The 21,158-nt window shown below is 60.0% G+C and carries 15 protein-coding genes, 1 pseudogene and 1 riboswitch; of the genes and pseudogenes, 7 read left to right on the top strand and 9 right to left on the bottom strand.

Going from position 1 to position 21,158, the window contains the following annotated elements; translation table 11 throughout:
• A partial coding sequence (locus tag KW837_RS28515) for a calcium-binding protein (protein ID WP_218399370.1) occupies nucleotides 1–2,534 on the top strand: 2,534 nt, incomplete at its 5' end.
• Nucleotides 2,535–2,630: 96 nt separating this feature from the next.
• Here KW837_RS28515 and KW837_RS28510 read toward each other — a convergent pair.
• The 5 genes from KW837_RS28510 to KW837_RS28490 form a co-directional block, all read right to left on the bottom strand.
• Nucleotides 2,631–5,369: a LuxR C-terminal-related transcriptional regulator gene (locus KW837_RS28510; RefSeq protein WP_218399369.1), complete on the bottom strand. Its 2,739-nt coding sequence runs from the start codon at nucleotides 5,367–5,369 to the stop codon at nucleotides 2,631–2,633.
• A gap of 392 nt (nucleotides 5,370–5,761) precedes the next feature.
• Nucleotides 5,762–7,126 (bottom strand): DUF1329 domain-containing protein, encoded by a 1,365-nt coding sequence (locus KW837_RS28505; RefSeq protein ID WP_218399368.1) that lies wholly within the window; start codon nucleotides 7,124–7,126, stop codon nucleotides 5,762–5,764.
• A 28-nt stretch (nucleotides 7,127–7,154) separates the two neighbouring features.
• A complete protein-coding gene (locus KW837_RS28500; protein ID WP_008072128.1) occupies nucleotides 7,155–9,044 on the bottom strand; it encodes a DUF1302 domain-containing protein in 1,890 nt (629 codons plus the stop codon).
• A gap of 334 nt (nucleotides 9,045–9,378) precedes the next feature.
• A complete protein-coding gene (locus KW837_RS28495) occupies nucleotides 9,379–11,061 on the bottom strand; it encodes a fatty acid--CoA ligase (RefSeq protein WP_218399367.1) in 1,683 nt (560 codons plus the stop codon).
• Nucleotides 11,062–11,357: 296 nt separating this feature from the next.
• On the bottom strand, nucleotides 11,358–11,987 hold the full coding sequence (locus KW837_RS28490; RefSeq protein ID WP_218399366.1) for a LysE family translocator: 630 nt from the start codon (nucleotides 11,985–11,987) through the stop codon (nucleotides 11,358–11,360).
• 284 nt (nucleotides 11,988–12,271) lie between these two features.
• On the opposite strand from KW837_RS28490, the gene KW837_RS28485 reads away from it, so the two are divergent.
• The 3 genes from KW837_RS28485 to KW837_RS28475 all read left to right on the top strand — a co-directional run bounded on the left by KW837_RS28485 (nucleotide 12,272) and on the right by KW837_RS28475 (nucleotide 15,215).
• Nucleotides 12,272–13,237, top strand: coding sequence for a 2-hydroxyacid dehydrogenase (locus KW837_RS28485; protein WP_218399365.1), 966 nt, complete (start codon nucleotides 12,272–12,274; stop codon nucleotides 13,235–13,237).
• Nucleotides 13,238–13,270: 33 nt separating this feature from the next.
• Complete coding sequence (locus KW837_RS28480) at nucleotides 13,271–14,269, top strand: class I SAM-dependent methyltransferase (RefSeq protein ID WP_218399364.1); 999 nt, start codon at nucleotides 13,271–13,273, stop codon at nucleotides 14,267–14,269.
• A gap of 146 nt (nucleotides 14,270–14,415) precedes the next feature.
• Nucleotides 14,416–14,538: riboswitch (yybP-ykoY riboswitch) on the top strand.
• Between the two features lie 92 nt (nucleotides 14,539–14,630).
• Nucleotides 14,631–15,215 (top strand): TMEM165/GDT1 family protein, encoded by a 585-nt coding sequence (locus KW837_RS28475; RefSeq protein WP_032830419.1) that lies wholly within the window; start codon nucleotides 14,631–14,633, stop codon nucleotides 15,213–15,215.
• A 122-nt stretch (nucleotides 15,216–15,337) separates the two neighbouring features.
• Here the strand turns inward: KW837_RS28475 and KW837_RS28470 are convergent, their stop codons facing one another.
• Entirely contained in the window at nucleotides 15,338–16,156 is an 819-nt protein-coding gene (locus KW837_RS28470) for a M48 family metallopeptidase (protein WP_218399363.1), read from the bottom strand.
• Between the two features lie 274 nt (nucleotides 16,157–16,430).
• Between KW837_RS28470 and KW837_RS29220 the strand changes: the two are divergent.
• Together KW837_RS29220 and KW837_RS29215 are read left to right on the top strand one after the other, a co-directional pair.
• Nucleotides 16,431–17,717 (top strand): annotated as a pseudogene (locus KW837_RS29220) (HAMP domain-containing protein); the annotation flags it as partial.
• A gap of 12 nt (nucleotides 17,718–17,729) precedes the next feature.
• Entirely contained in the window at nucleotides 17,730–18,572 is an 843-nt protein-coding gene (locus KW837_RS29215; protein WP_371317181.1) for a methyl-accepting chemotaxis protein, read from the top strand.
• A 97-nt stretch (nucleotides 18,573–18,669) separates the two neighbouring features.
• On the opposite strand, the gene KW837_RS28460 is transcribed toward KW837_RS29215, so the two are convergent.
• From KW837_RS28460 to KW837_RS28450, 3 genes are read right to left on the bottom strand one after another with little or no spacing between them, the layout of a single operon-like run.
• Nucleotides 18,670–19,293, bottom strand: coding sequence for an SOS response-associated peptidase (locus tag KW837_RS28460; RefSeq protein WP_218399361.1), 624 nt, complete (start codon nucleotides 19,291–19,293; stop codon nucleotides 18,670–18,672).
• 35 nt (nucleotides 19,294–19,328) lie between these two features.
• On the bottom strand, nucleotides 19,329–19,589 hold the full coding sequence (locus tag KW837_RS28455) for a putative signal transducing protein (RefSeq protein ID WP_218399360.1): 261 nt from the start codon (nucleotides 19,587–19,589) through the stop codon (nucleotides 19,329–19,331).
• A 6-nt stretch (nucleotides 19,590–19,595) separates the two neighbouring features.
• Nucleotides 19,596–19,778: a CPXCG motif-containing cysteine-rich protein gene (locus KW837_RS28450; protein WP_052967976.1), complete on the bottom strand. Its 183-nt coding sequence runs from the start codon at nucleotides 19,776–19,778 to the stop codon at nucleotides 19,596–19,598.
• Between the two features lie 142 nt (nucleotides 19,779–19,920).
• Between KW837_RS28450 and KW837_RS28445 the strand changes: the two genes are divergently transcribed.
• Nucleotides 19,921–21,084: a 1-acyl-sn-glycerol-3-phosphate acyltransferase gene (locus KW837_RS28445; protein ID WP_192345483.1), complete on the top strand. Its 1,164-nt coding sequence runs from the start codon at nucleotides 19,921–19,923 to the stop codon at nucleotides 21,082–21,084.
• Nucleotides 21,085–21,158 lie beyond the last annotated feature (74 nt).

Genomic DNA, 21,158 nt, shown 5'->3' with positions numbered 1-21,158 from the left:
CCTCGGTGGACTGGACACTGGGCGCCAACCTGGAAAACCTGGTGTTGACCGGCAACGCGATCAACGGCTCCGGCAACGCGCTGAACAACAGCCTGACCGGCAACGCCGAAGCCAACACCCTGGACGGCGGCCTCGGCGCCGACACCCTGATCGGTGGCGATGGCGTCGACACTTATTACGTCGACAACGTCGGCGATGCGCTGATCGAAACCGATGCTTCGCTGACCGCGCTCGACCGGGTGTTCTCGTCCATCGACTACACCCTCGGCGGCAACATCGAGAACCTGATCCTCACCGGCAATGCCAACCTCAACGGCACCGGCAGCGCGGTCAACAACCGCATGACCGGTAACACCGGGGCCAACACCCTCGATGGCGGTCTCGGCGCCGACACCATGATCGGTGGCGATGGCGTCGACACTTACTACGTCGACAACCTCGGCGATACGGTGATCGAGACCGATGCCTCGTTGACCGCGCTCGACCGGGTGTTCTCGGCCATCGACTACACCCTTGGCGCCAACGTCGAGAATCTGATCCTCATCGGCAATGCCAACCTCAACGGCACCGGCAGCGCGGTCAACAACCGCATGACCGGTAACGATGGCGCCAACATCCTCGACGGTGGCCTCGGGACCGACACCCTGATCGGCGGTCTGGGCAACGACACCTACATCGTCGACAACCTTGGCGACACCATTACCGAAACCAGCACCCTAGCCAACGAGACCGACACCGTGCGCTCCTCGCTGGACTGGACATTGGGTGCCAACCTGGAAAACCTGGTGTTGGTCGGCAACGCGATCAACGGCTCCGGCAACGCGCTGAACAACAGCCTGACCGGCAACGCCGAAGCCAACACCCTGGACGGCGGCCTCGGCGCCGACACCCTGATCGGTGGCGATGGCGTCGACACTTATTACGTCGACAACGTCGGCGATGCGGTGATCGAGACCGATGGCTCGCTGACCGCGCTCGACCGGGTGTTCTCGTCCATCGACTACACCCTTGGCGCCAACGTCGAGAATCTGATCCTCATCGGCAATGCCAACCTCAACGGCACCGGCAGCGCGGTCAACAACCGCATGACCGGTAACAATGGCGCCAACATCCTCGACGGCGGCCTCGGTTCCGATACCCTGATCGGCGGTCTGGGCAACGACACCTACATCGTCGACAACCTCGGCGACACCATCACCGAAACCAGTACGCTGGTCGGTGAAATCGACACCGTGCGTGCCTCAATGGACTGGACCCTCGGCGACAACCTGGAGAATCTCATTCTCACCGGCAGCGCCGATTTGAATGGCACTGGCAATAGCCTGAGCAACGTATTGAACGGCAACAATGGCATTAACCTGCTGATTGGCGGTGGGGGTGCTGACACCCTGGATGGCGGTGCCGGCGCCGACACCCTGATCGGTGGCGACGGCGTCGACACTTACTACGTCGACAACGTCGGCGATGTGGTGATCGAGACCGATGCTTCGTTGACCGCGCTCGACCGGGTGTTCTCGGCCATCGACTACACCCTTGGCGCCAACGTCGAGAATCTGATCCTCATCGGCAATGCCAACCTCAACGGCACCGGCAGCACGGTCAACAACCGCATGACCGGTAACGATGGCGCGAACATCCTCGACGGTGGCCTCGGGACCGACACCCTGATCGGCGGTCTGGGCAACGACACCTACATCGTCGACAACCTTGGCGACACCATTACCGAAACCAGCACCCTGGCCAACGAGACCGACACCGTGCGTTCGTCGGTGAACTGGACCTTGGGCGACAAGCTGGAAAACCTGTTCCTCATCGGCAGCGCAAACCTGCGCGGCACCGGCAACGACTTGAACAATGTGCTGGTCGGCGGTACCGGCAACGACAGGCTCGACGGCGGCGCCGGTGACGACATCCTCGACGGTGGCGAGGGCCAAGACTTCATGATGGGGGGCAACGGCGCAGACACCTACTACGTCGACGACGTCTTCGACTTTGTCTTCGACATGGGATCCTCGCTGACCGAGCACGACCGGGTGCTCTCGTCCATCGACTACAACATCAATACCAATATCGAGGACCTGCAATTACTTGGCACCGACAACCTCATCGGCACCGGCAACGATGTGGCCAACCGCATGACCGGCAACACCGGTGACAACATCCTCGACGGTGGTCTGGGGGGCGACACCCTGATCGGTGGCCTGGGCACGGACACACTGACCGGTGGCGATGGTGCAGACACATTTGTGTTCAATGCCTGGAACGAAACGGGAATTGGCAACCGGCGTGATGTCATCACTGACTTCAGCAGTCCACAGGGCGACAAGGTCGATCTGACGCAGTTTGATGCCAACCTGCTCAGTGCTGGCGTCAACGGCTTCACCTTCATCGGTGCCAATGACTTCACCGGAGCCGGCCAACTTCGCTTCGTCGACCATGTGCTGTCGGGCAACGTTAGCGGCAACACCGATGCGGACTTCGAAATCCAACTGGTCGGTGTGAACAGCTTCAGCGCCAACGAGTTGGTGGTCTGACACTTAGACGCTCACGCAACAATCGGCCTGTACAACAAAAACGCCCCGACTGGTTCGGGGCGTTTTTGTTGTACAGGCAGAACTTGGCCGGGAAGACTACGTCAGAACACCCAACTCCTTCGCCCGCGCCACCGCCTGCGTGCGCCGCTCAACCCCCAACTTACTGTTGATATGACTGGCATGGGTTTTCACCGTGTGCAGCGAAATAAACAACTGATCGCTGATTTCCTGGTTCGAACACCCTTGGGCGATCAGTCGCAGAACGGCCAGTTCACGCGTACTGAGCTGTTCGGCAGCTGGCGATGATTCCACCACCGGCCGAGAGGCCATGGCTGGAAGTTTTTCCGAGAGACTTTGCGAAACGGCCGTCGGTGCACAGAGTTGAAGTTGCCCGCGCAGCCAGTCCGAGTGCTCGGCCAGCAATGGATCAAACGGTTGCAGGACGCCTCCGGCGGCCGCTTCCAAAGCCTGGGCCAGCGCCTTGCGCGCCTCGGATTCGCGCCCGCCCGCCAGCAACAGCATGATTTTCTGACTGAGCGCCATCACGCTGAGCATCTGCCGGCCGCTGTGCTGACCGTGTTCATGCAACGCATTCAATCGCCCTTCGGCGAGCATGGGCTGGCCCTTCATCATGTCCAGCACCGCCTGTTGCAGTTCAATGTGCAACGGCAGTTGCGGATGAAATTCCGGAGGGGCCGCCGGGTGCTCGCCGTTGTAGGTCTGACCCAATCGCGTGAGCCAGGCTTCGGCGAGGTCGGTGCGGCCCTGGGCCAGCCAGAGTTCGCATTTGACCAGAGTGATCATCGCCAGGTAGTAAATCGGCGGGACGTCCCAGATGTGCATCAGGCGCTCGGCCTCGGCGAGTTCGGCGAAGGCTTTTGCGAATTGGCCGTTGTGGCCATCCAGCCGTGCGATCACGCAATGGCCGATCAGCACGCTGATGTCGCGACAGGCCCGGGCTTCGCCCAACCCTGCTTGCAAACGTGCCCGCGCAGCCTGGGGTTGCAAGCGCAGAGCCAGCAAAAATCCCTCGTATAAAATCAGCCGCGCGCGCACTGCGTACAGCCGTTGCGGGGATAAGCCTTGCAGGCGTTGCAGCCCCTGGCGGACTTCATCCAGTGAGCGAAGAATCTCCCCACGCGCCTGCAGCACACGGGCGCGGTCGTAATGGGCCAGCGCCTCGAACAATGGATTACCGACTCGTTGTGCCAGTTCAAGGGACTCACGATTCAACCCCCGGGCACGCCAGAGGTCGCTGTCGGCAATGGCCAGGTTCGACAATGTAGAGAGGCACATCAGGCGTTGCCCATAGCGTTTGGCCGGCAGGCTCTCCAGCGCTTCGGTGCAATAGCGCAACGTCAGCTCGCGATTGCCTCGGCCCCGGGCGATGATGCCGCTCAGGGCCAGCCATTGCGCCAGCATGGATTTTTGCGCAGTAGCCGACGGCGCCGGCAAGAAGCGGCTCAAATGGCTGGCCAGCTCCTCGGCGGCGTCCAGCTGGCAGGCCAGCCCCAACGCCCAGCTGTAGAGCACGATGAGCCGTGGTGTGCTGATCAGCAGGCTGTCGGGCAGGTCCATTTTCCAGCGCAACAGCATGCCGACGTTCTGCTCGGCCAGCAGCTGTTCTTCGGAGAGGTTTTGCACCAGATTCGCCGCAACATCCAGATGCCCGGCACGCAACGCCTGCTCCACCGCCTCATCGAGTAACCCTTGAGAGTTGAACCAGCGGCAGGCACGCAGATGCAGGCTGGCCGTCGGCACCATCGCCTGGGCGGTGGGCCGGCTGCGCAGCAGGTCGGAAAACAGGTGGTGATAGCGATACCAGTGACCGTGTTCGTCCAGCGGCACCAGAAACACCTGATGCGCCAGCAGGAAACGCAGGATCTCGGCACTGTCATGGGCTTCGCGCACGGCGTCGCACAACTCGCTGCAAAAGCGCTCTTGAGGCGCGGTCTCGTACAGAAATGACTGCACCTCGGCGGGCAGGCAATCGATGACTTCTTCGAGCAGGTAATCGCGAATCAGCCCTTCCCCACCGTACAGCGATTGGGGCAATGCTCCCTCGCTGCCCGCCTCGGAGGCCGCCAGTAACCAGAAACGCAGCCCGGCCACCCAGCCTTCGCTGCGCTGGATCAAACTCTCCAGCGCCTCGCCACGTAATGAAATGCTGTGCCGATCAAGCAGGCTCAGGGTTTCATCGTGGGTGAGTCGAAGATCCTGTTCATGTAACTCGAGCAGTTGCCTAGACAGTCGCAGGCGTGCCAGATGCCAGTCGGGACGTTGCCGACTGGTGACCATGACCAGCAGACCATCGGGTAAATGATTGAGAAAAAATTGCAGGCAACGATCAAGCACCGGGCCCTGGGCCAGATGATAGTCATCGAGTACCAGTAACAGCGGCGTAGTGGGTGAAAGGTGCACGGCCAGTTCATCGAGCAAACCGTCCAGCCATTCTTCGAAGGCGAACGGCTGATGACGTTGGCGCATTTTCAGCAGCCCCAGCGCCTGGCGGCCCAGTTGCGGAAAATATTCCTGAAGACCTTCGAGCAGGCGCTCAAGAAAACGACCGGGATCGCTGTCCCGAGGACTCAACCCCAGCCACAGGCTTTGCCAGTGACCCGGCAACCCTTGGCAAAACTCCACCGCTAATGAACTCTTGCCAAACCCCGCTGGCGCGCTGACCAGCAATAGCCTGCCACCGAGGCCGGCGCTCAGACGCTCGCACAAACGCGGCCGCAGCACATGGCCGTCGGGCAGCGGAGGCCGGAAAAAGCGCCCGTCCAATGTGGCGACGGCTACGCTTGCAGGGCCCGGAAATGGAGACAGATCAGTCATGGCCGGCTCTTGTTTGAAAGGCTGATGGCGGCGTTACAGATGTCCGCAGCCTAGCGGTAAACGAAGAGCTATTGAAGGTTATTGCTACAAATGGCTACAAAAAGACTACGAACAAAAGTTGCCAAGCCTGAGGTGCAGTTTTTCCGACAGACCATGTCGCTCCCTTCGCGAGCAAGCCCGCTCCCACACTGGATCTCCATTGCTCACAGATTGTCTGTCCACCGAAGATCCAATGTGGGAGCGGGCTTGCTCGCGAAAGGGCCATCACAGTCACCGACTGTTCCGCGAGCCCCCCGCGTTAACAAGTGCGCCCTGATACAAAATTCCGATAAAAAAACGCCCCGAACCAGTCGGGGCGTTTTTACGAGGATGCGGCCTCGGGTTACACCGTATTAGCGAACGCCTTCCTGACGCAATGCTGCCGGCGTGAAGTCTGCGGTGCTGGCAGTGAAGCCAAAGTTATATGCCGACTTCTCTTCGTTCTTCATGCCCAGGGCCAGGTAGCGGCCCGATTGCAGGTCGTACAGGGTTTCGAGGGCGTACCACGGCACTTGCTTGTCGTAGTAGTTCTCGGAATGAGCCTCGGCGACACGCCACAGTTGCCCGCGACCGTCGTAGTGGTCGACCACCGCCGCCTGCCAGGTGTCTTCGTCGATGTAGAAGTCACGTTTGGCGTAGATGTGACGCTGACCTTCCTTCAGGGTCGCAACCACATGCCAGACCCTGCGCAGCTCATAGCGAGTCAGGTCCTGGTTGATATGGCCGGCCTTGATGATGTCGGCGTACTTCAATTGCGGCGAGTCGAGCTTGTAGCTGTTGGAGGCGACGTACATCTCTTTCTTGCCTTCGAGCTTCCAGTCATAGCGATCCGGCGCACCGTTGTACATGTCCAGGTTGTCGGAGGTACGCAGGCCATCGGCAGCGGTACCGGGCCCGTCATAGGACACTTGCGGCGCACGACGCACACGGCGTTGCCCGGCGTTGTAGACCCACGCCGAACGCGGTTCTTTAACCTGGTCGAGGGTTTCGTGTACCAGCAGCACACCACCGGCCAGACGCGCCGGCGCGGTCACTTTCTGCTTGAAGTAGAACAGGATGTTGCCCGGATTTTTCGGGTCGTAATCCTTCATCTTGTCGCGGAACACGAACTGGTCCTCGAAGTACACCAGGCTGAACGAGCCATTCGGCTGCGGCGTGGCCTGGGTGATCAGACGGGTCACACTGCCGCCGCGATAACGGGTGATGTGGTTCCAGATGACTTCAACGCCACTTTTCGGAATCGGGAACGGGATCGCGGTTTCGAAGTTTTCCAGACCGTTGCCACCGGACACCAGGTTAGTGTTGGTGGCGTTCTTCTTGATCGAGGCCAACACCTCATCCGGCACGGTGGCACCGCGATGGGACGGGTAGACCGGCATCTTGAAGGTTTCCGGGTAGCGCTTGAACATCGCGTACTGGCCCGGCGCGAGCTTGTCCTTGTACTGGTCAACGTTTTGCGCGGTGATGGTGAACTGCGGTTTTTCACTCGCGAACGGATCAGCCAGGAAACCCTTGCTGTCCACGGCACCGGCGTTTTTCGGCATGGGTTTCCAGGCCGGGATCGAACCGTCGGCGTTACCCGCCATCTCGGCGCCCATCGGGGTCAGGCTCTTGCCCAGCTTGTCCGCTTCGGCTGCCGGGACCGCCGCCATGACGCCGGTTGCCAGCAGCGACAGCCCCAGAACACCAACGTGGAACAGACTCTTTGTTATTTTCATAAATGTGTTCGTCCTGAAAATACAGTGCTTAGAAGTTCACGCCGAAGCTGAGCGCAACGAAGTCGCGATCATCCACGGTGGTGTACTTGCCGTCGAAGAAGTTGGTGTAGGCCAGGCTCGCGGTGTAGGTGTTCTGGTATTCGGCATCGACACCCAGGCTCACCGCTTTACGACCTTCCTCGAAGTTGCCGCCAGGGCCAGGCGAGTAACCGCTCACGTCGTGGGACCAGGCCACGTTCGGCTTGAGGTTCACACCGGCGAATACGTCGTTGTATTCCCAGATGGCGCGACCGCGATAACCCCACGACATCGCCGTGGTGAAGCCCTCGTCTTCGCAATTACGGCTGCGGTTGTTGGTTGCAGTACCTGCGCCGGCACCATTGATGGTGCTGGTGTTGAGGATCGCCGAACAGGTGTTGAGGCCGCCGGTAGCCGGCAGTTCACCAGGACCGTAGACCGGGTCACGGCCGTAACGGATTTCGGAGCTGCTTTCCAGGCCGCCAACATGGGTCACGCCCACTTCGCCCACCAGGGTCAGACGGCTGGCGCCCATGACCTGATCGAAGAAGTGCGTCAGAGTGGTCTGGAACTGGGTGATTTCCTTGCGGCGATAGCCGTGCAGATCCTGACCCGGTACACCGGGGAGCAGCGAAGCGTTGGCCAAGGCACCGCCCAATGGGCGTACGCCGGCAAACAGGATGTCGGTGGAGTTGAGCTGCACTGGCGCGTTCGGACGGTAGCTGATCTCACCGCTCCACGCCGTACCGGTAGGCAGCGTGGTGGAGAAGCTCAAGCCGTAGAGACGGATGTCTTCCGGGTACTCGACGAAGTACTCGGAATTACCGGCGACCACCAGCGGCCCCAGCGCACGGAACGCCGCCGGTAAAGCTGCCACGCCGTTGTAGATCGATTGCGGAGCACCTGTGGCGCTGAAGATCGGCGCCCGGCTGTGGTAGTTCATGAAGTACGCGCCGAACTCGGTGTCGAGCGGATCGAACATGTACTTCAAGGACGCGCCCCACTGGCCGCTGTCCCGCGCATCGCGGTCAGGACCACGACGCACCAGTACACCTTCTTCGTTGACGTCGACGCCCGCGTTGGCCAATGGGCCCAATGCGATGGCCGGAATGGTCGAGCGCTTGTTCAGCACGCGCAGGTTATTGTCGCAACCGTCGGCAATGATGTCCGGCTGGGAGAAAAAGGTGCCGCAGTTATCGACAACTGTCTGGTCCCATTCCAGCTGATAGAAGGCTTCGGCCGACAGATTGTCGGTCAGGCTCTGGGACACGTAGAACATGTTGACCGGGATCAGGCCTTCCTTGACCTCGGCACCGGGACGACGGAACGCGGACACATCGATCGGGTTGATCGAGTTGATGCCGCCGCCGATGAAAGTACTTTCCCCCCAGCTCACGACCTGCTTGCCCAGACGCACGGAACCCGGCTGATCGGCGATGGCGTAATTGTGGTAGACGAAGGCGTCGAGGATCTGGCCGCCGGAGGACTTGGCACCCTCCTTGCGATTGCTGTCGCTGATGTCTTTGAACTCGCGGCTTTCATCCTTGAGTTCGAAGTCGTACCAGTATTTGCCCCGGACGAAGACGCCGGTGTCGCCGTATTTCAATTCAAGGTCATGGATGCCCTTGAAGATCTTCGAGAAGGTTTCGCCGCTCTTGAAGTTGTTGTGACCGTCATCAGAGGTCTGGGACAGGCCGTGGCCCCCGTTATTGACGCCGATGAGGTTTTTGTTGGGGCTCTGAGTAGACCAACTGGCTCCGATCGACAGGGATGAGTCGAATTGACCCTCGATCTCACCGACGTTGAAACTGACGCCGAATGCAGGCCCGGCGAGCGAAGAGGCAAGACTGACCGCCAGGGGCAGTTTCGCCCGGCGCCAGAACTGGTTTACTGATGTCATCGACGCTACTCCATGTGCATTATTGTTATGGCTGAGTACTTTTAAAAACGTTGTGGGTGACCGCAAGCCAAGTGGTTCCGACGTCACGCCAAAGTTGCATCGCCCCGTTTTGTGCGCGCTCCGTTCTTAAAAATTCCTTGAGCGGACTATAGCCAGCAGGTAGTAGTGCTTGATCCCTCTAAAGTGTGATTTGCAGCTGCCGGCCACTCTGGAACAGTCCTTTCGCCAGTCCGACACCTGTCGGCACGGCAAGGATGGCTGAAAATTCGGATTTCACAAGCCAAGCGCTTGCTTGGTGGGTCTGGCGCGCCGTTTTCGGCGCGCCAGATGACGCTTAAAGCGTCGAGAGGAAGGTACTGTTGTTAGCCTGCCATTCGGTGATGTCGACGCGGATGCGCTTCTTGTCGAGTTTGCCGACACTGGTCTTGGGAATTTCAGTAACAATGGCGATCTGGCTCGGGATGGCCCACTTGCTCAAGTGCCCCTGCTCAACGAACGGCTTGAGGTGTTCCTTGAGTTCCTTGGCCCCGATCTCATGCCCTTCCCTGACAACCAACAGCGCAAACGGCCGCTCGCCCCACTGCGGATCGGCGATGCCCACCACTGCTACTTCGCGTACCGCAGGGTGGCGGCTGATCAGGTCTTCCAGGTCCAGGGAGGAGATCCACTCGCCGCCGGTCTTGATCACGTCCTTGATCCGGTCGCGAATGTCGATCACACCCATGCTGTCCAGGGTCGCCACGTCGCCGGTGTGCAACCAGCCTCCGGCCCAGAGCTCTGCGCCTTTCTGCGGCTCGTTGAAATAGCCCTCGGTGAGCCACGGTGCTCGCAGCACCAGTTCGCCCTGGGTCTCGCCATCGGCAGGCAGGAAGTTGCCGTCGGTGTCGACGATCGCCGCCTCGACCAATGGGCCCGGCACACCGGCCTTGATCCGGTAGGTAGTGCGTTCGTCTTCGGTGCCGGCCATCAGCTCATCGTTGAGGTGCGCGCACGATACCAATGGCCCGGTTTCCGACATGCCGTAAGCGGCGGTCAACTGAATGCCTTTGGCTTTGGCCGCTTCATACAGCGCACGGTTGAGCGCACTGCCGCCGATGACGATTTTCCAGCCGCCGAAATCGGTGTTCTGCGCCGCTTTGGCATTGAGGAGCATTTGCAGGATGGTCGGCACGCAGTGGGAAAAGGTCACCTTCTCCTTGCGCCACAACTCCACCAGATACTCGGGATCGTAACGGCCGGGGTAGACCTGCTTGAGCCCGAGCATGGTCGCTACATACGGCAAGCCCCAAGCGTGCACATGGAACATCGGGGTGATCGGCATGTACACATCGTTGGTGCCCAGCAGGCGCACGCTGTCGATGGAACCCATGATGGTCGACACCCCCATGGTGTGCAGCACCAGTTGCCGGTGGGTGAAATACACACCTTTGGGGTTACCCGTGGTGCCGGTGGTGTAGAACGTGGTGGCAACCGAGTTTTCGTCGAAGTCTTCAAAGTCGTATTGCGTGCTGGCGGCAGCCAGCAATTGCTCGTATTCGCCAATCAGGTTCGGCAGGTCGGCGGTTTTTTCCGGCAGGTCGGTCAGCAGCAGGGTTTTCTCCACGGTGGTCAGGTGCCCGGCAATCGCCTTGTACAACCCGACGAACTCGCTGTTGACCAGCACGAAGCGGTCCTCGGCGTGGTTCATGGTGTAGAGAATCTGTTCCGGCGACAGGCGTACGTTGATGGTATGGATCACCGCACCGATCATCGGGATGGCAAACATGCATTCCAGATAGCGATGGCTGTCCCAGTCCATCACTGCCACGGTATCCCCGGCCTTCACGCCAGCGGCCGTCAGCACATTGGCCAGCCGCGCGACCCGCTCGATGAGGGTCGGATAGCTGTAGCGCAATTGATCGCGGTAGATGATCTCGCGGGTTTTTTCGTAACGGGCACCGGACATCAGCAGCCGTTTAATCAACAGCGGATACTGGTAAGCGCCCTCGGCTGGGGGGATAACGCGAGTCTGCAACATAAGAGTCCCTTTTCTGACTGCACGGTCTTGGTTTCTAAAGCTAAGCACTCTAGAGCCCTTGAACGCCAGCCAAATCAGCCAAAGGGATGATTTGCACAGCCGTATAAATGCTAGCTTTACGCCAGCATTTGCAGGGATTCGTTTGTATATCTGATGCGCAGCTGAATCAGGCGTAGGAGCTGCCGAAGGCTGCGATCTTTTGGCCCTGAGCGATTTCGATATCGCTGAAGATCAAAAGATCGCAGCCTTCGGCAGCTCCTACAAGGGACCGCGCAGTTCGGCAGAGTAGTGTTTGATCAATGCATCTCGGTGAAGGCGAGTTTCACGCCGATGGCAATCAGCACCGCGCCCATGGTCCGGTCGAACCAGTGGCCCATGCGGGCGAAACCGGCGCGCACGCGTTGCTGGCTGAACAGCATCGCCACCAGGCAGAACCAGACTGCCGTCGCCGCTGCCAGATAAATCCCGTAACCGGCCTGTACCGCCAATGGTGTGTGCGGGTTGATCACCACGGTGAACAGCGACAGGAAAAACAGCGTGGCTTTCGGGTTCAAGCCATTGGTCACGAAGCCCGAGGTGAAAGCGCCCCGCGCGGTGCGTTCGCCAGCCTCCTGATGCAGATCATCAACCACCCGTTTGGCCGGTTGCGCGCGCAAGGCCTTGAAGCCGATGTACAGCAGATACGCGGCGGCGGCCCATTTCAAGGCGTTGAACAGCACGATCGACTGAGACACGATCAGCCCGATACCCAACAGCGAATAACCAACGTGCAGGAAAATCGCCGAGCCGACGCCCAGCGCCGTCCAGGTTCCGGCACGGCGCCCGTGGGTCACGCTCTCACGCACCACCACGGCGAAGTCCGGGCCGGGGCTGGCAACGGCCAGCAGGTGAATCAGGGCAACGGTCAAGAACTCTGTCCAGTACATGAGGACTCCCTTTGGGCAGGCTGATCAATTGAAATTTCCTGGGTGGACGTCACACCCTATGGCATCTGTGAAACCTGTGGCCACCGCCAACCGTAATGCAATCTGTAGGAGCGAGGCTTGCCCGCGAAGAACGAAAACGTGGTGCATCAGATACACCGCGGTGCTTGCTTCGCGGGCAAGCCTCGCTCCTACAGCGAACGCAGCCTTCGGCAGCATGACCCATTGTTTCATCTGGTAGGCTCGGCAGATTACGCCTTCAGTTCAATGCACAAAAGGTACAGTTGATGACGATCTCTCGCCGCGCCGTTTTCCTCGACCATCCGTCCCTGGACCTCGGCGATCTCGATCTCAGTCCGTTGCGTGATTGCTTCAGCGAATTGCAGCTGTTCGCGCAAACCACGCCTGATCAGGTGGTCGAACGCCTCAAGGGCGCCACTGTCGCCATCAGCAACAAAATCCTGATCGATGCGGCGGCCATGGTGGCCAGCCCGGAATTGAAGCTGATCCTGATCACCGCCACCGGCACCAACAACGTCGACCTCGCCGCCGCCCGCGCCCACGGAATCACTGTTTGCAACTGCCAGGGTTACGGCACGCCGTCTGTGGCTCAGCACACGATCATGTTGTTGCTGAATCTGGCGACGCGCCTGGCCGACTATCAAAAGGCGGTCGCCGAAGGTCGCTGGCAACAGGCGAAACAGTTCTGTCTGCTGGATTACCCGATCGTCGAACTCGAAGGCAAAACCCTCGGCCTGCTTGGCCATGGCGAACTGGGCAGTGCCGTGGCGCGGTTGGCCGAGGCGTTCGGCATGCGCGTGTTGCTGGGGCAGATTCCGGGGCGCCCTGCCCGGCCGGATCGTTTGCCGCTGAACGAACTACTGCCGCAAATCGACGCCCTGACCCTGCACTGCCCACTCAACGAACACACTCGCCACTTTATCGGCGCCCGTGAACTGGCCTCGATGAAACCCGGGGCCTTCGTGGTCAACACCGCGCGCGGTGGTTTGATTGACGAGCAAGCATTGGCCGATGCCCTGCGCAACGGTCATCTGGGCGGCGCGGCCACCGACGTGTTGAGCGTCGAACCACCCACTGCGGGCAATCCGCTGCTGGCCCAGGATATTCCACGGCTGATCGTCACCCCGCACAACGCCTGGGGCAGTCGCGAGGCGCGGCAAAGAATCGTTGGCCAGTTGACCGAAAACGCCCAAGGCTACTTCAGCGGTCAAGCGCTGCGGGTCGTCAGTTGATAAACTGCGGCACTTTTTTTCCAGGAGCAGAGTATGGATCCGCGCAGTGAAGTACTGCTTCGTCAGACCGAGTTATTCCAGGGTTCGGTGCTGCTGGCCGGTTTACCCGCCGATGATTTGCTGGGCCGCTTGCCCGATGCCCATGGTTGGTGCTGGCACGCCGGCGATCAAGCAGCGCTGGACGCCCGTTTCGCCGAGCGCAGCCATTTTGGTGTGAATGCGCCGGAGCGCGAGTTCGACAGCGCTGTGGTGTTTCTGCCCAAGTCCAAAGACCTGACCGATTACATCCTCAACGCCCTCGCCTCTCGTTTGGCTGGCCGTGAGTTGTACCTGGTGGGCGAAAAACGCAGTGGTATCGAAGGCGCGGCCAAGCAGTTGAACCCCTTCGGCAAACCCCGCAAGCTCGACAGCGCACGGCATTGCCAGCTCTGGCAAGTCACCGTGGCCAATGCACCAGAAGCCAAGTCACTGGAAAGCCTGGCCCAGGAATATGAACTGCCACTGGCCGAAGGCCCATTGAAAGTCATCAGCCTGCCGGGCGTGTTCAGCCATGGTCGACTGGATCGCGGCAGCGCCCTGTTGCTGGAACATCTGGACAAACTGCCCAGCGGCCACTTGCTGGACTTCGGTTGCGGCGCGGGTGTGTTGGGGGCGGCGGTCAAGCGGCGTTATCCGCACAACCAGGTCACCCTGCTCGATGTGGATGCGTTTGCTGCCGCCAGCAGTCGCCTGACCCTGGCCGCCAACGGCCTGGACGCGGAGGTGCTGACCGGTGACGGCATCGATGCTGCCCCCATGGGTTTGAGCGCGATTCTGAGCAACCCACCGTTCCATGTCGGCGTACACACCGATTACTTCGCCACCGAGAACTTGCTGCGAAAAGCGGCTAAACATCTGAAAAACGGCGGCGAACTTCGACTGGTAGCGAACAGCTTCCTGAAGTATCAACCACTGATCGAAGAACATTTGGGCGTGTGTGCAATCAAGGCTGAAGGACAAGGTTTCCGAATCTACCGGGCCAAGCGCGGCTGAAGAGCAAATTTGACATGTAGGAGCCAGCGGTGCGGCGATCCGACTTGCCGGCGAAGGCGTCCTCAAGAGAGCCTTCGCCGGCAAGCCTGGCTCCTACGAAAAGCGCCATTTGGGGCTTGCCCAATCGGATTTGCCTAGGCAGAATCCGCTCCGTCCTAGGGGAGTAGTCTCCCACGAGCGCCATGCTCGTCCGGCATACGTCAACATACTTGGTCAAAAGACCATGGCGTATGCGACCCAAGCGTCCGCATCAGACGGATCGCAGGGTTTGACAAGACCTATGACACGAACACCTTACCCGGGGCGGGAAGGCTGTACGTGTCATAGCCGTGTCGACCCGCCCCTTAGGAAAACCCTGATGATGCTGGACTCTCTACTCGTTCCCACCGCAATCGTTGCCTTGGCCGAAATCGGCGACAAGACGCAACTGCTCGCGCTCATTCTCGCTGCCCGCTTTCGCAAACCCTGGCCGATCATCGCCGGCATCGTCGCCGCGACCCTGGCCAACCATGCGGCAGCCGGTGCGGTAGGCGCCTGGTTCGGCAGTTTCTTCTCGAATGCGACGTTGCACTGGATCCTCGCCGCGAGCTTTACCGCCACGGCCCTGTGGACGCTGGTGCCGGACAAGATGGACGAAGACGAAGCCAGCACCGCCCGCAAATTCGGGCCGTTCCTGACCACGCTGATTGCGTTCTTCCTCGCGGAAATGGGCGACAAGACCCAAGTCGCAACCGTGATGCTCGCGGCGCAATACCCGGACCTGTGGCTGGTGATCATCGGCACAACCGCCGGGATGTTGATTGCTAACGTGCCGGTGGTACTGGCAGGTAACTTTGCGGCAGACAAACTGCCTTTGACCCTGATCCGTCGCCTGGCGGCGTCGGCATTCCTGATCCTGGCAATTGTTGCGGTGTACAAGGCGATGCAGAGCAGTGGGTGGGTTTGACGCGGTAGGTCGTTAGACCGCGTTATCGTTCTTCGCGAGCAAGCCCGCTCCCACAGTTGATCGCATTCCAATGTGGGAGCGGGCTTGCTCGCGAAGGCGTCAGCAGCTTCACCCAATGACTATCAGGATTTCGATGCTTTCTCATACAACGGCATCACCTTCGGAATCGCCGCCTGCAAGGCAGCAATCCGACTGGCCGACGCCGGGTGAGTGCTCAAGAACTCTGGCGGCGCGCCATTCGAGGCTTTGCTCATTTTGTTCCACAGGGTAATCGCCGCGTTCGGGTTGTACCCCGCGCGAGCGGCCAATTCGAGGCCGATCAAGTCTGCCTCGTTTTCATTGCCGCGACTGTTGGGCAAGGTCATGCCATATTTCGCCACGGTGTCCGCCAGAGCCAGGCCGCCCTCGCCCAGGCCGAACAACGCACCAGCACCCTGCTTGGCCATTTCGATACCGTAAGCCTTGGACATCGCTTCACGACCGTGCTCGCGCAAGGCGTGAGCGATTTCATGGCCGATGATGGCGGCGATTTCGTCGTCGGTGAGTTGCAGGGTGTCGATCAGCCCGGAGTAGAAAATAATCTTGCCGCCAGGCCCGCAAGAGGCATTCAGCTCGTCGCTCTTGATCAGGTTCACTTCCCATTGCCACTGGGCCGAATCCGGACGGAACACCGGCGCCTGGGCAATCAGGCGATTGGAGATCGCCTGAACGCGCTTGGCATTGTTACTGGTTTTGTCCAGCACGCCCTTGCTGTTCGCCTCCCCGACGGTCTTTTGATAAGACTGGGCGTACATCTGGTTGACCTCAGAGGTCGATAACATGCTGAACATGTATTGCTTGCGCTCAACGCCCACGGCCCCACCGCTAGTGGTGTTGACCGACTGACAACCGGCGAGCAGCAGACCTGCGCTCAGTGCACACAAAACCAATGTCTTATTCATCAAGAAGCTCCCTGGAAACATGCCGCGTATCCTAGGTGGGGATTTGTATCGGCGCCAGATACAACGGACGTGTAGCACGTACATTTCAGACAAAGCCCTTATCACCGTAGGAAAAATTTCACATAACAGTGCCCGCCACGGCCGCTCACGGCCAGCAGTGATTCATTTACGACATCCAGCACTCCAAAACAGCCAATTCGTCATGCGTCGTTCATGACCTTCCAGCTTCCTGCCGATACAGCACCGCAGACGTCCTCTTGCGTGCGGAGCACCCATGAAATTCAAGTCGATCCAGTTTTCCGTTGCCGCCCTGGCCGGCGCCATTGTGCTCAGCGTCGTTGCAGCCCTGGTGCTGTATGCGTTGTTTTCCGGCGCCCGGACCCAAGACATGGTCCAGCAACGGACTCAGGCGCAGTTCGAACAAGTCATCGAACAACGCCTGACCTCGCTGGCGCAAACCCAGGTCAGCCAGATCCAGCGCGAACTCGAAGCACCGCTGCTGATTGCCGGCGGGCTGGTTCGCGTCAACGCGTTGATCGGTACCCCGGGTGCCGATGGCCAGCCACAGTTGAGCCTGAGCCGTGAGCAACTGATCAGCCTGATCAAGGAAAACGTCGCCCGCAACCCGAAAATTCTCGGCACCTACATCGGTTGGGAAAAAAACGCACTCGACCACAATGATGCGGCCTACGTCGACACCCCAGTGGTCGGCATCGACGCCAGCAACGGGCGCTTCCTGCCGTGGTGGTTCCGCAACGAAGACGGCAGCCTGGGCCTGGACAAACTGGTGGACGTCGACGACCAGAAAACCCTGTCCACCGGCGTGCGCGCCAGCGAGTACTACCTGTGCTCCAAGGAAACCAAAAAATCTTGCGTGATCGATCCGGCGCCCTACAAGGTCGGCGACAAGATCGTCATGCTCGCCTCCTTCATTGAACCGATCATGCTCAATGGCGCGTTCCAGGGCATCGTCGGCGCCGACCTGTCGGTGAACTTCATCCAGGAAATGCTCCTGGGGGCGAATCAGAAACTGTACAGCGGCGCCGGGGAAATGGCCCTGATCGGCGGTAACGGCCGGATCGTCGCCTACACCAAAGACCCGAGCAAATTCGGTGAAAAGGTCAGCGACATCCTCGACAGCAAGCAGATTGCCAACATGGCCAATCTCAAGCGCGGCGAAGTCACTTACACCGTCGACAAGGCCCAGGGCCGGATCGAGTTGTACCTGCCCTTCGGCATCGGTCAGACCGACGCCCGCTGGACCTTGATGCTGCAGCTGCCACTGAACGCGGTGATGGCGGACCTGCAAAAGCTTCAGGGTGATCTGGACGCACAGCGCAAATCCGACACCTTTGGCATGGCCATGGTCGGCCTGTTGATCGCGAGTATCGGTTTGCTGGTGATCTGGCTGGTGGGCCATGGCATTGCTCGCCCGCTCAAGCAAATGGTGGCGATGCTCGACGACATTGCCCAGGGTGAAGGCGACCTGACCCGTCGCCTGACCAGTGACCGCGCCGACGAATTGGGCTCGATCGCCAAAGGCTTCAACACCTTCCTCGCCAAGTTGCAGGCGATGATCACGCAAGTGGTGACGTCGGTGCAGAGCGTCAGTGATTCCTCGGAACACACCGCCGACATCGCCATTCGCACCAACATCGGCGTGCATAAACAAATGGCCGAGATCGATCAGGTCGCGACCGCCGTGCATGAAATGACTGCCACCGCCCAGGATGTCGCACGCAATGCGACCCAGGCCGCGCAAGCCGCCAGCCATGCGGATCAGGCAGCGGCGCAAGGCATGCAAATCGTCCGGGATACGTCGAATTCAATTGGCGTTTTGGCGGTGGAAATCGGCAAGGCTGTCGGCGTGGTGCAGACCCTGGCCAAGGACAGCGAAAACATCAACGCGATCCTGACGGCCATTCGCGGCATTGCCGAGCAGACCAACCTGTTGGCCTTGAACGCGGCCATCGAAGCCGCCCGTGCCGGTGAGCAGGGCCGAGGTTTTGCAGTGGTGGCCGATGAAGTGCGCAACCTGGCGCAGAAAACCCAAAAGGCCACTGAAGAAATCCAGACCATGATCCAGCACCTGCAACAAGGCACCCGGGATGTGGTGCGGGTCATGGAAGACAGCCAGAACCGCACCGACGAAAGTGTGCAGCACGCGGTGAAAGCGGCCGAGGCGCTGGAAACCATTACCCAGGCGGTGTCGGTGATCAACGATATGAACACCCAGATCGCCAGCGCCGCCGAGGAACAGAGCGCGGTGGCGGACGATATCAACCGTAACGTGATCAACATCGGGCAAGTGGCCAATGAAGTGGCCGGCGGAGCGGATGAATCGAGCGCGGCCAGTGCGGATTTGACCAAGTTGGCGGAGCAGCAGCGGCGGTTGATCAATCAGTTCAAGGTTTGATCAAAGGGCCTATTCGCGGGCAAGCCTCGCTCCTACAGGGAATCACCTACCCGTAGGAGCGAGGCTTGCCCGCGAAGGCGTCAGCACAGACAACTCATCAACCCGGAGTCAAACACTCCGGCCCATTAAGCTTCGGATCATTCACCAGATTCGCCAGCACCCGCTCGCGCAACGCCGCGGGCTCACTGGCCAGCAAGGCCTGCAAGGCATGCAACGGCGTTTCGGGGTCGAGCCAGGCTTGCTGCCCCGCCGCATCGAGAATCAACGGTCGACGCTGGCTCGAAGCCGGCTGGGTGATCACCGCCGTACTCAACCAAACCTGCTCCTGCACCGGATACGCCTCCCAGATTGCCGCAAAGAACAGCGCCGAACCTTCCCCCGGGGTCAGCCAGTACGGACGTTTGCGGGTGGTGCCGCGCCATTCATAGAAACCATTGGCCGGTAGCAGGCAACGACGCAAGCGCAACGCTTCGCGAAACATCGGCTGTTCGGCAACGGTTTCGGCGCGGGCATGGGCCGGGGTGCGGGACAGGTCGGTCAGCCACGGCGGCGTCAGGCCCCAGCGAGCGCGGGCCAACTCACGTTGCCCGTCTGCGCCGGCACGCAGCATCAACACCGAATCGTTGGGGGAGATATTCCACTGGGCCTGCTGATCGGTGGGGAATCCGGGCAGGGCCGCGAAGGCGGGGTTCCAGCGAAACAGGGCATAACGTCCACACATGGGGCAATACGACTCTTGATCAAACGAACGTCAGCCTAACAGACCAGCGTGCCGGGAAAACTCTCCGGTTCATCGCCGGACAGCGGCAGCGCGGCATTGTACGCGGTGATCAGCTCCCGGGCGTATTCGGCCTGATCGTTATCGACCGATAAGCCCAGCAGGCCGAATATCGGCAATTCCCCGGTGCCGCCGATCAAATCCCGGCCCACCAGATGCGCCTCGACACCCTCGCTGGCAAGCATGCTTTGAAGCAGTTCGCCTTCCATCAGGTTTTCCGGTTCGTAGATACGCTGCATAGACCCTCACTCGTTTTCGCTGTGAACTTCGAGCAACCATTCATGACCGTCAGTCTGCAAGACAAAAGTAATGGGACGGCAACACACAGGACAATCTTCGATATAGGTCTGATCGCCGCCGGACAAGTCCAGAACAGCCTCGACCTCTTCACCGCAATACGGGCATTCATAGCGCTCGGTTTCCAGCATCGCGGTCTCCCAAGTGACTTGTGCGTATAATCGCCGGTCTATTTGCAGGGCTATTTTCGTCTGGCTAACTTTTCAGACCGTGCCCCGTTGGTTTTCGATCAAAACCTTTACTTACCCTAGCCGTTTCTAACAAGAGAGCATGATGGGCGAATTCGATGCCATCCGACCTTACGACGACAGCGAAGTCCCGGCAGTGCTGAACCGGCTGCTCGGCGACAAGGCGTTTCTAGATATCCTCATCCACTTCCGCTTCCCGCGCTATGCCGGTGCCTTCGGCTGGATGCTCAAACCTCTTATAGCGCATCGGCTGCGCCGTGAGTTCGCCGGCGTTACGTCGGTGGCCACTTTGCAGGACAAAGTCGAGTTTTACGTCGACCACACCATCGAGCGCGCCACGGACGGGGTGACCTACACCGGCGTGGAGCAATTCAAATCCGGCAGCGCTTACCTGTTCATCGCCAACCATCGCGACATCGTGATGGACCCGGCCTTCGTCAACTACGCCGTGTACCACGCCGGCCTGCCGACCCCACGCATTGCCATTGGCGACAACCTGCTGCAAAAGCCTTTTGTCAGCGATTTGATGCGCCTGAACAAGAGCTTCATCGTGCACCGTTCGATCACCGGTCGCCGGGAAAAAATGGCGGCGTATCAGCTGTTGTCGGCGTACATCAACCACTCAATCCGTAACGACTGCGCCTCGATCTGGATCGCCCAGGCTGAAGGCCGGGCCAAGGACGGCGACGACCGTACCGAGTCGGCGATCCTCAAGATGTTCCACATGAGCCGCAAGGACGAGCCGTTCGGCGAAGTCATCCGCTCGCTGAACCTCACCCCGGTGTCGATCAGCTACGAATACGACCCGTGCGACCAGGCCAAGGCGCGCGAGCTGTACATCCGCGCCACCACCGGCAGCTACACCAAGGTGCCGGGCGAGGATGACGTGAGCATCGCCAAAGGTATCACCGGTTACAAAGGCCGGGTTCACGTGAACTTCGCCGCGCCGATCACCGAATTGTTCGAAGATACCAAGCAATTGGCGATCGAAATGGACAAGCAAATCCTCAGCGGTTATCGGTTGTTCCCGGTGCATTACCTGGCGTATGCGCAGTGGAAAGACGCCGACCCGCAACTACAGGTGCCGAAAGCGGCCGAGGTGTTTGCGGCAGACGAACTGGCCAAGGCTCAGGAAGAATGGCAGCGCCGGCTGGAGGCTTGCCCTGAGGAGCATCGTCCGTTTCTGGTGTTGCAATATGCGACACCGGTGCGCAATCAGTATCGGGTCAAGGCCGGGTTGCCGCTGTAAGGCAATGGCTGGATACGACAACGGCGCCTTCGGGCGCCGTTTTTGTTTGTCTTGATGCGACAGGACAGTCAGGC

Source organism: Pseudomonas sp. PDM24 (assembly GCF_019218905.1).
Classification (GTDB): Bacteria; Pseudomonadota; Gammaproteobacteria; order Pseudomonadales; family Pseudomonadaceae; genus Aquipseudomonas.
The sequence above is the reverse complement of the archived record's forward strand: the minus strand, read 5'-3'. Positions and strand labels throughout refer to the sequence as shown.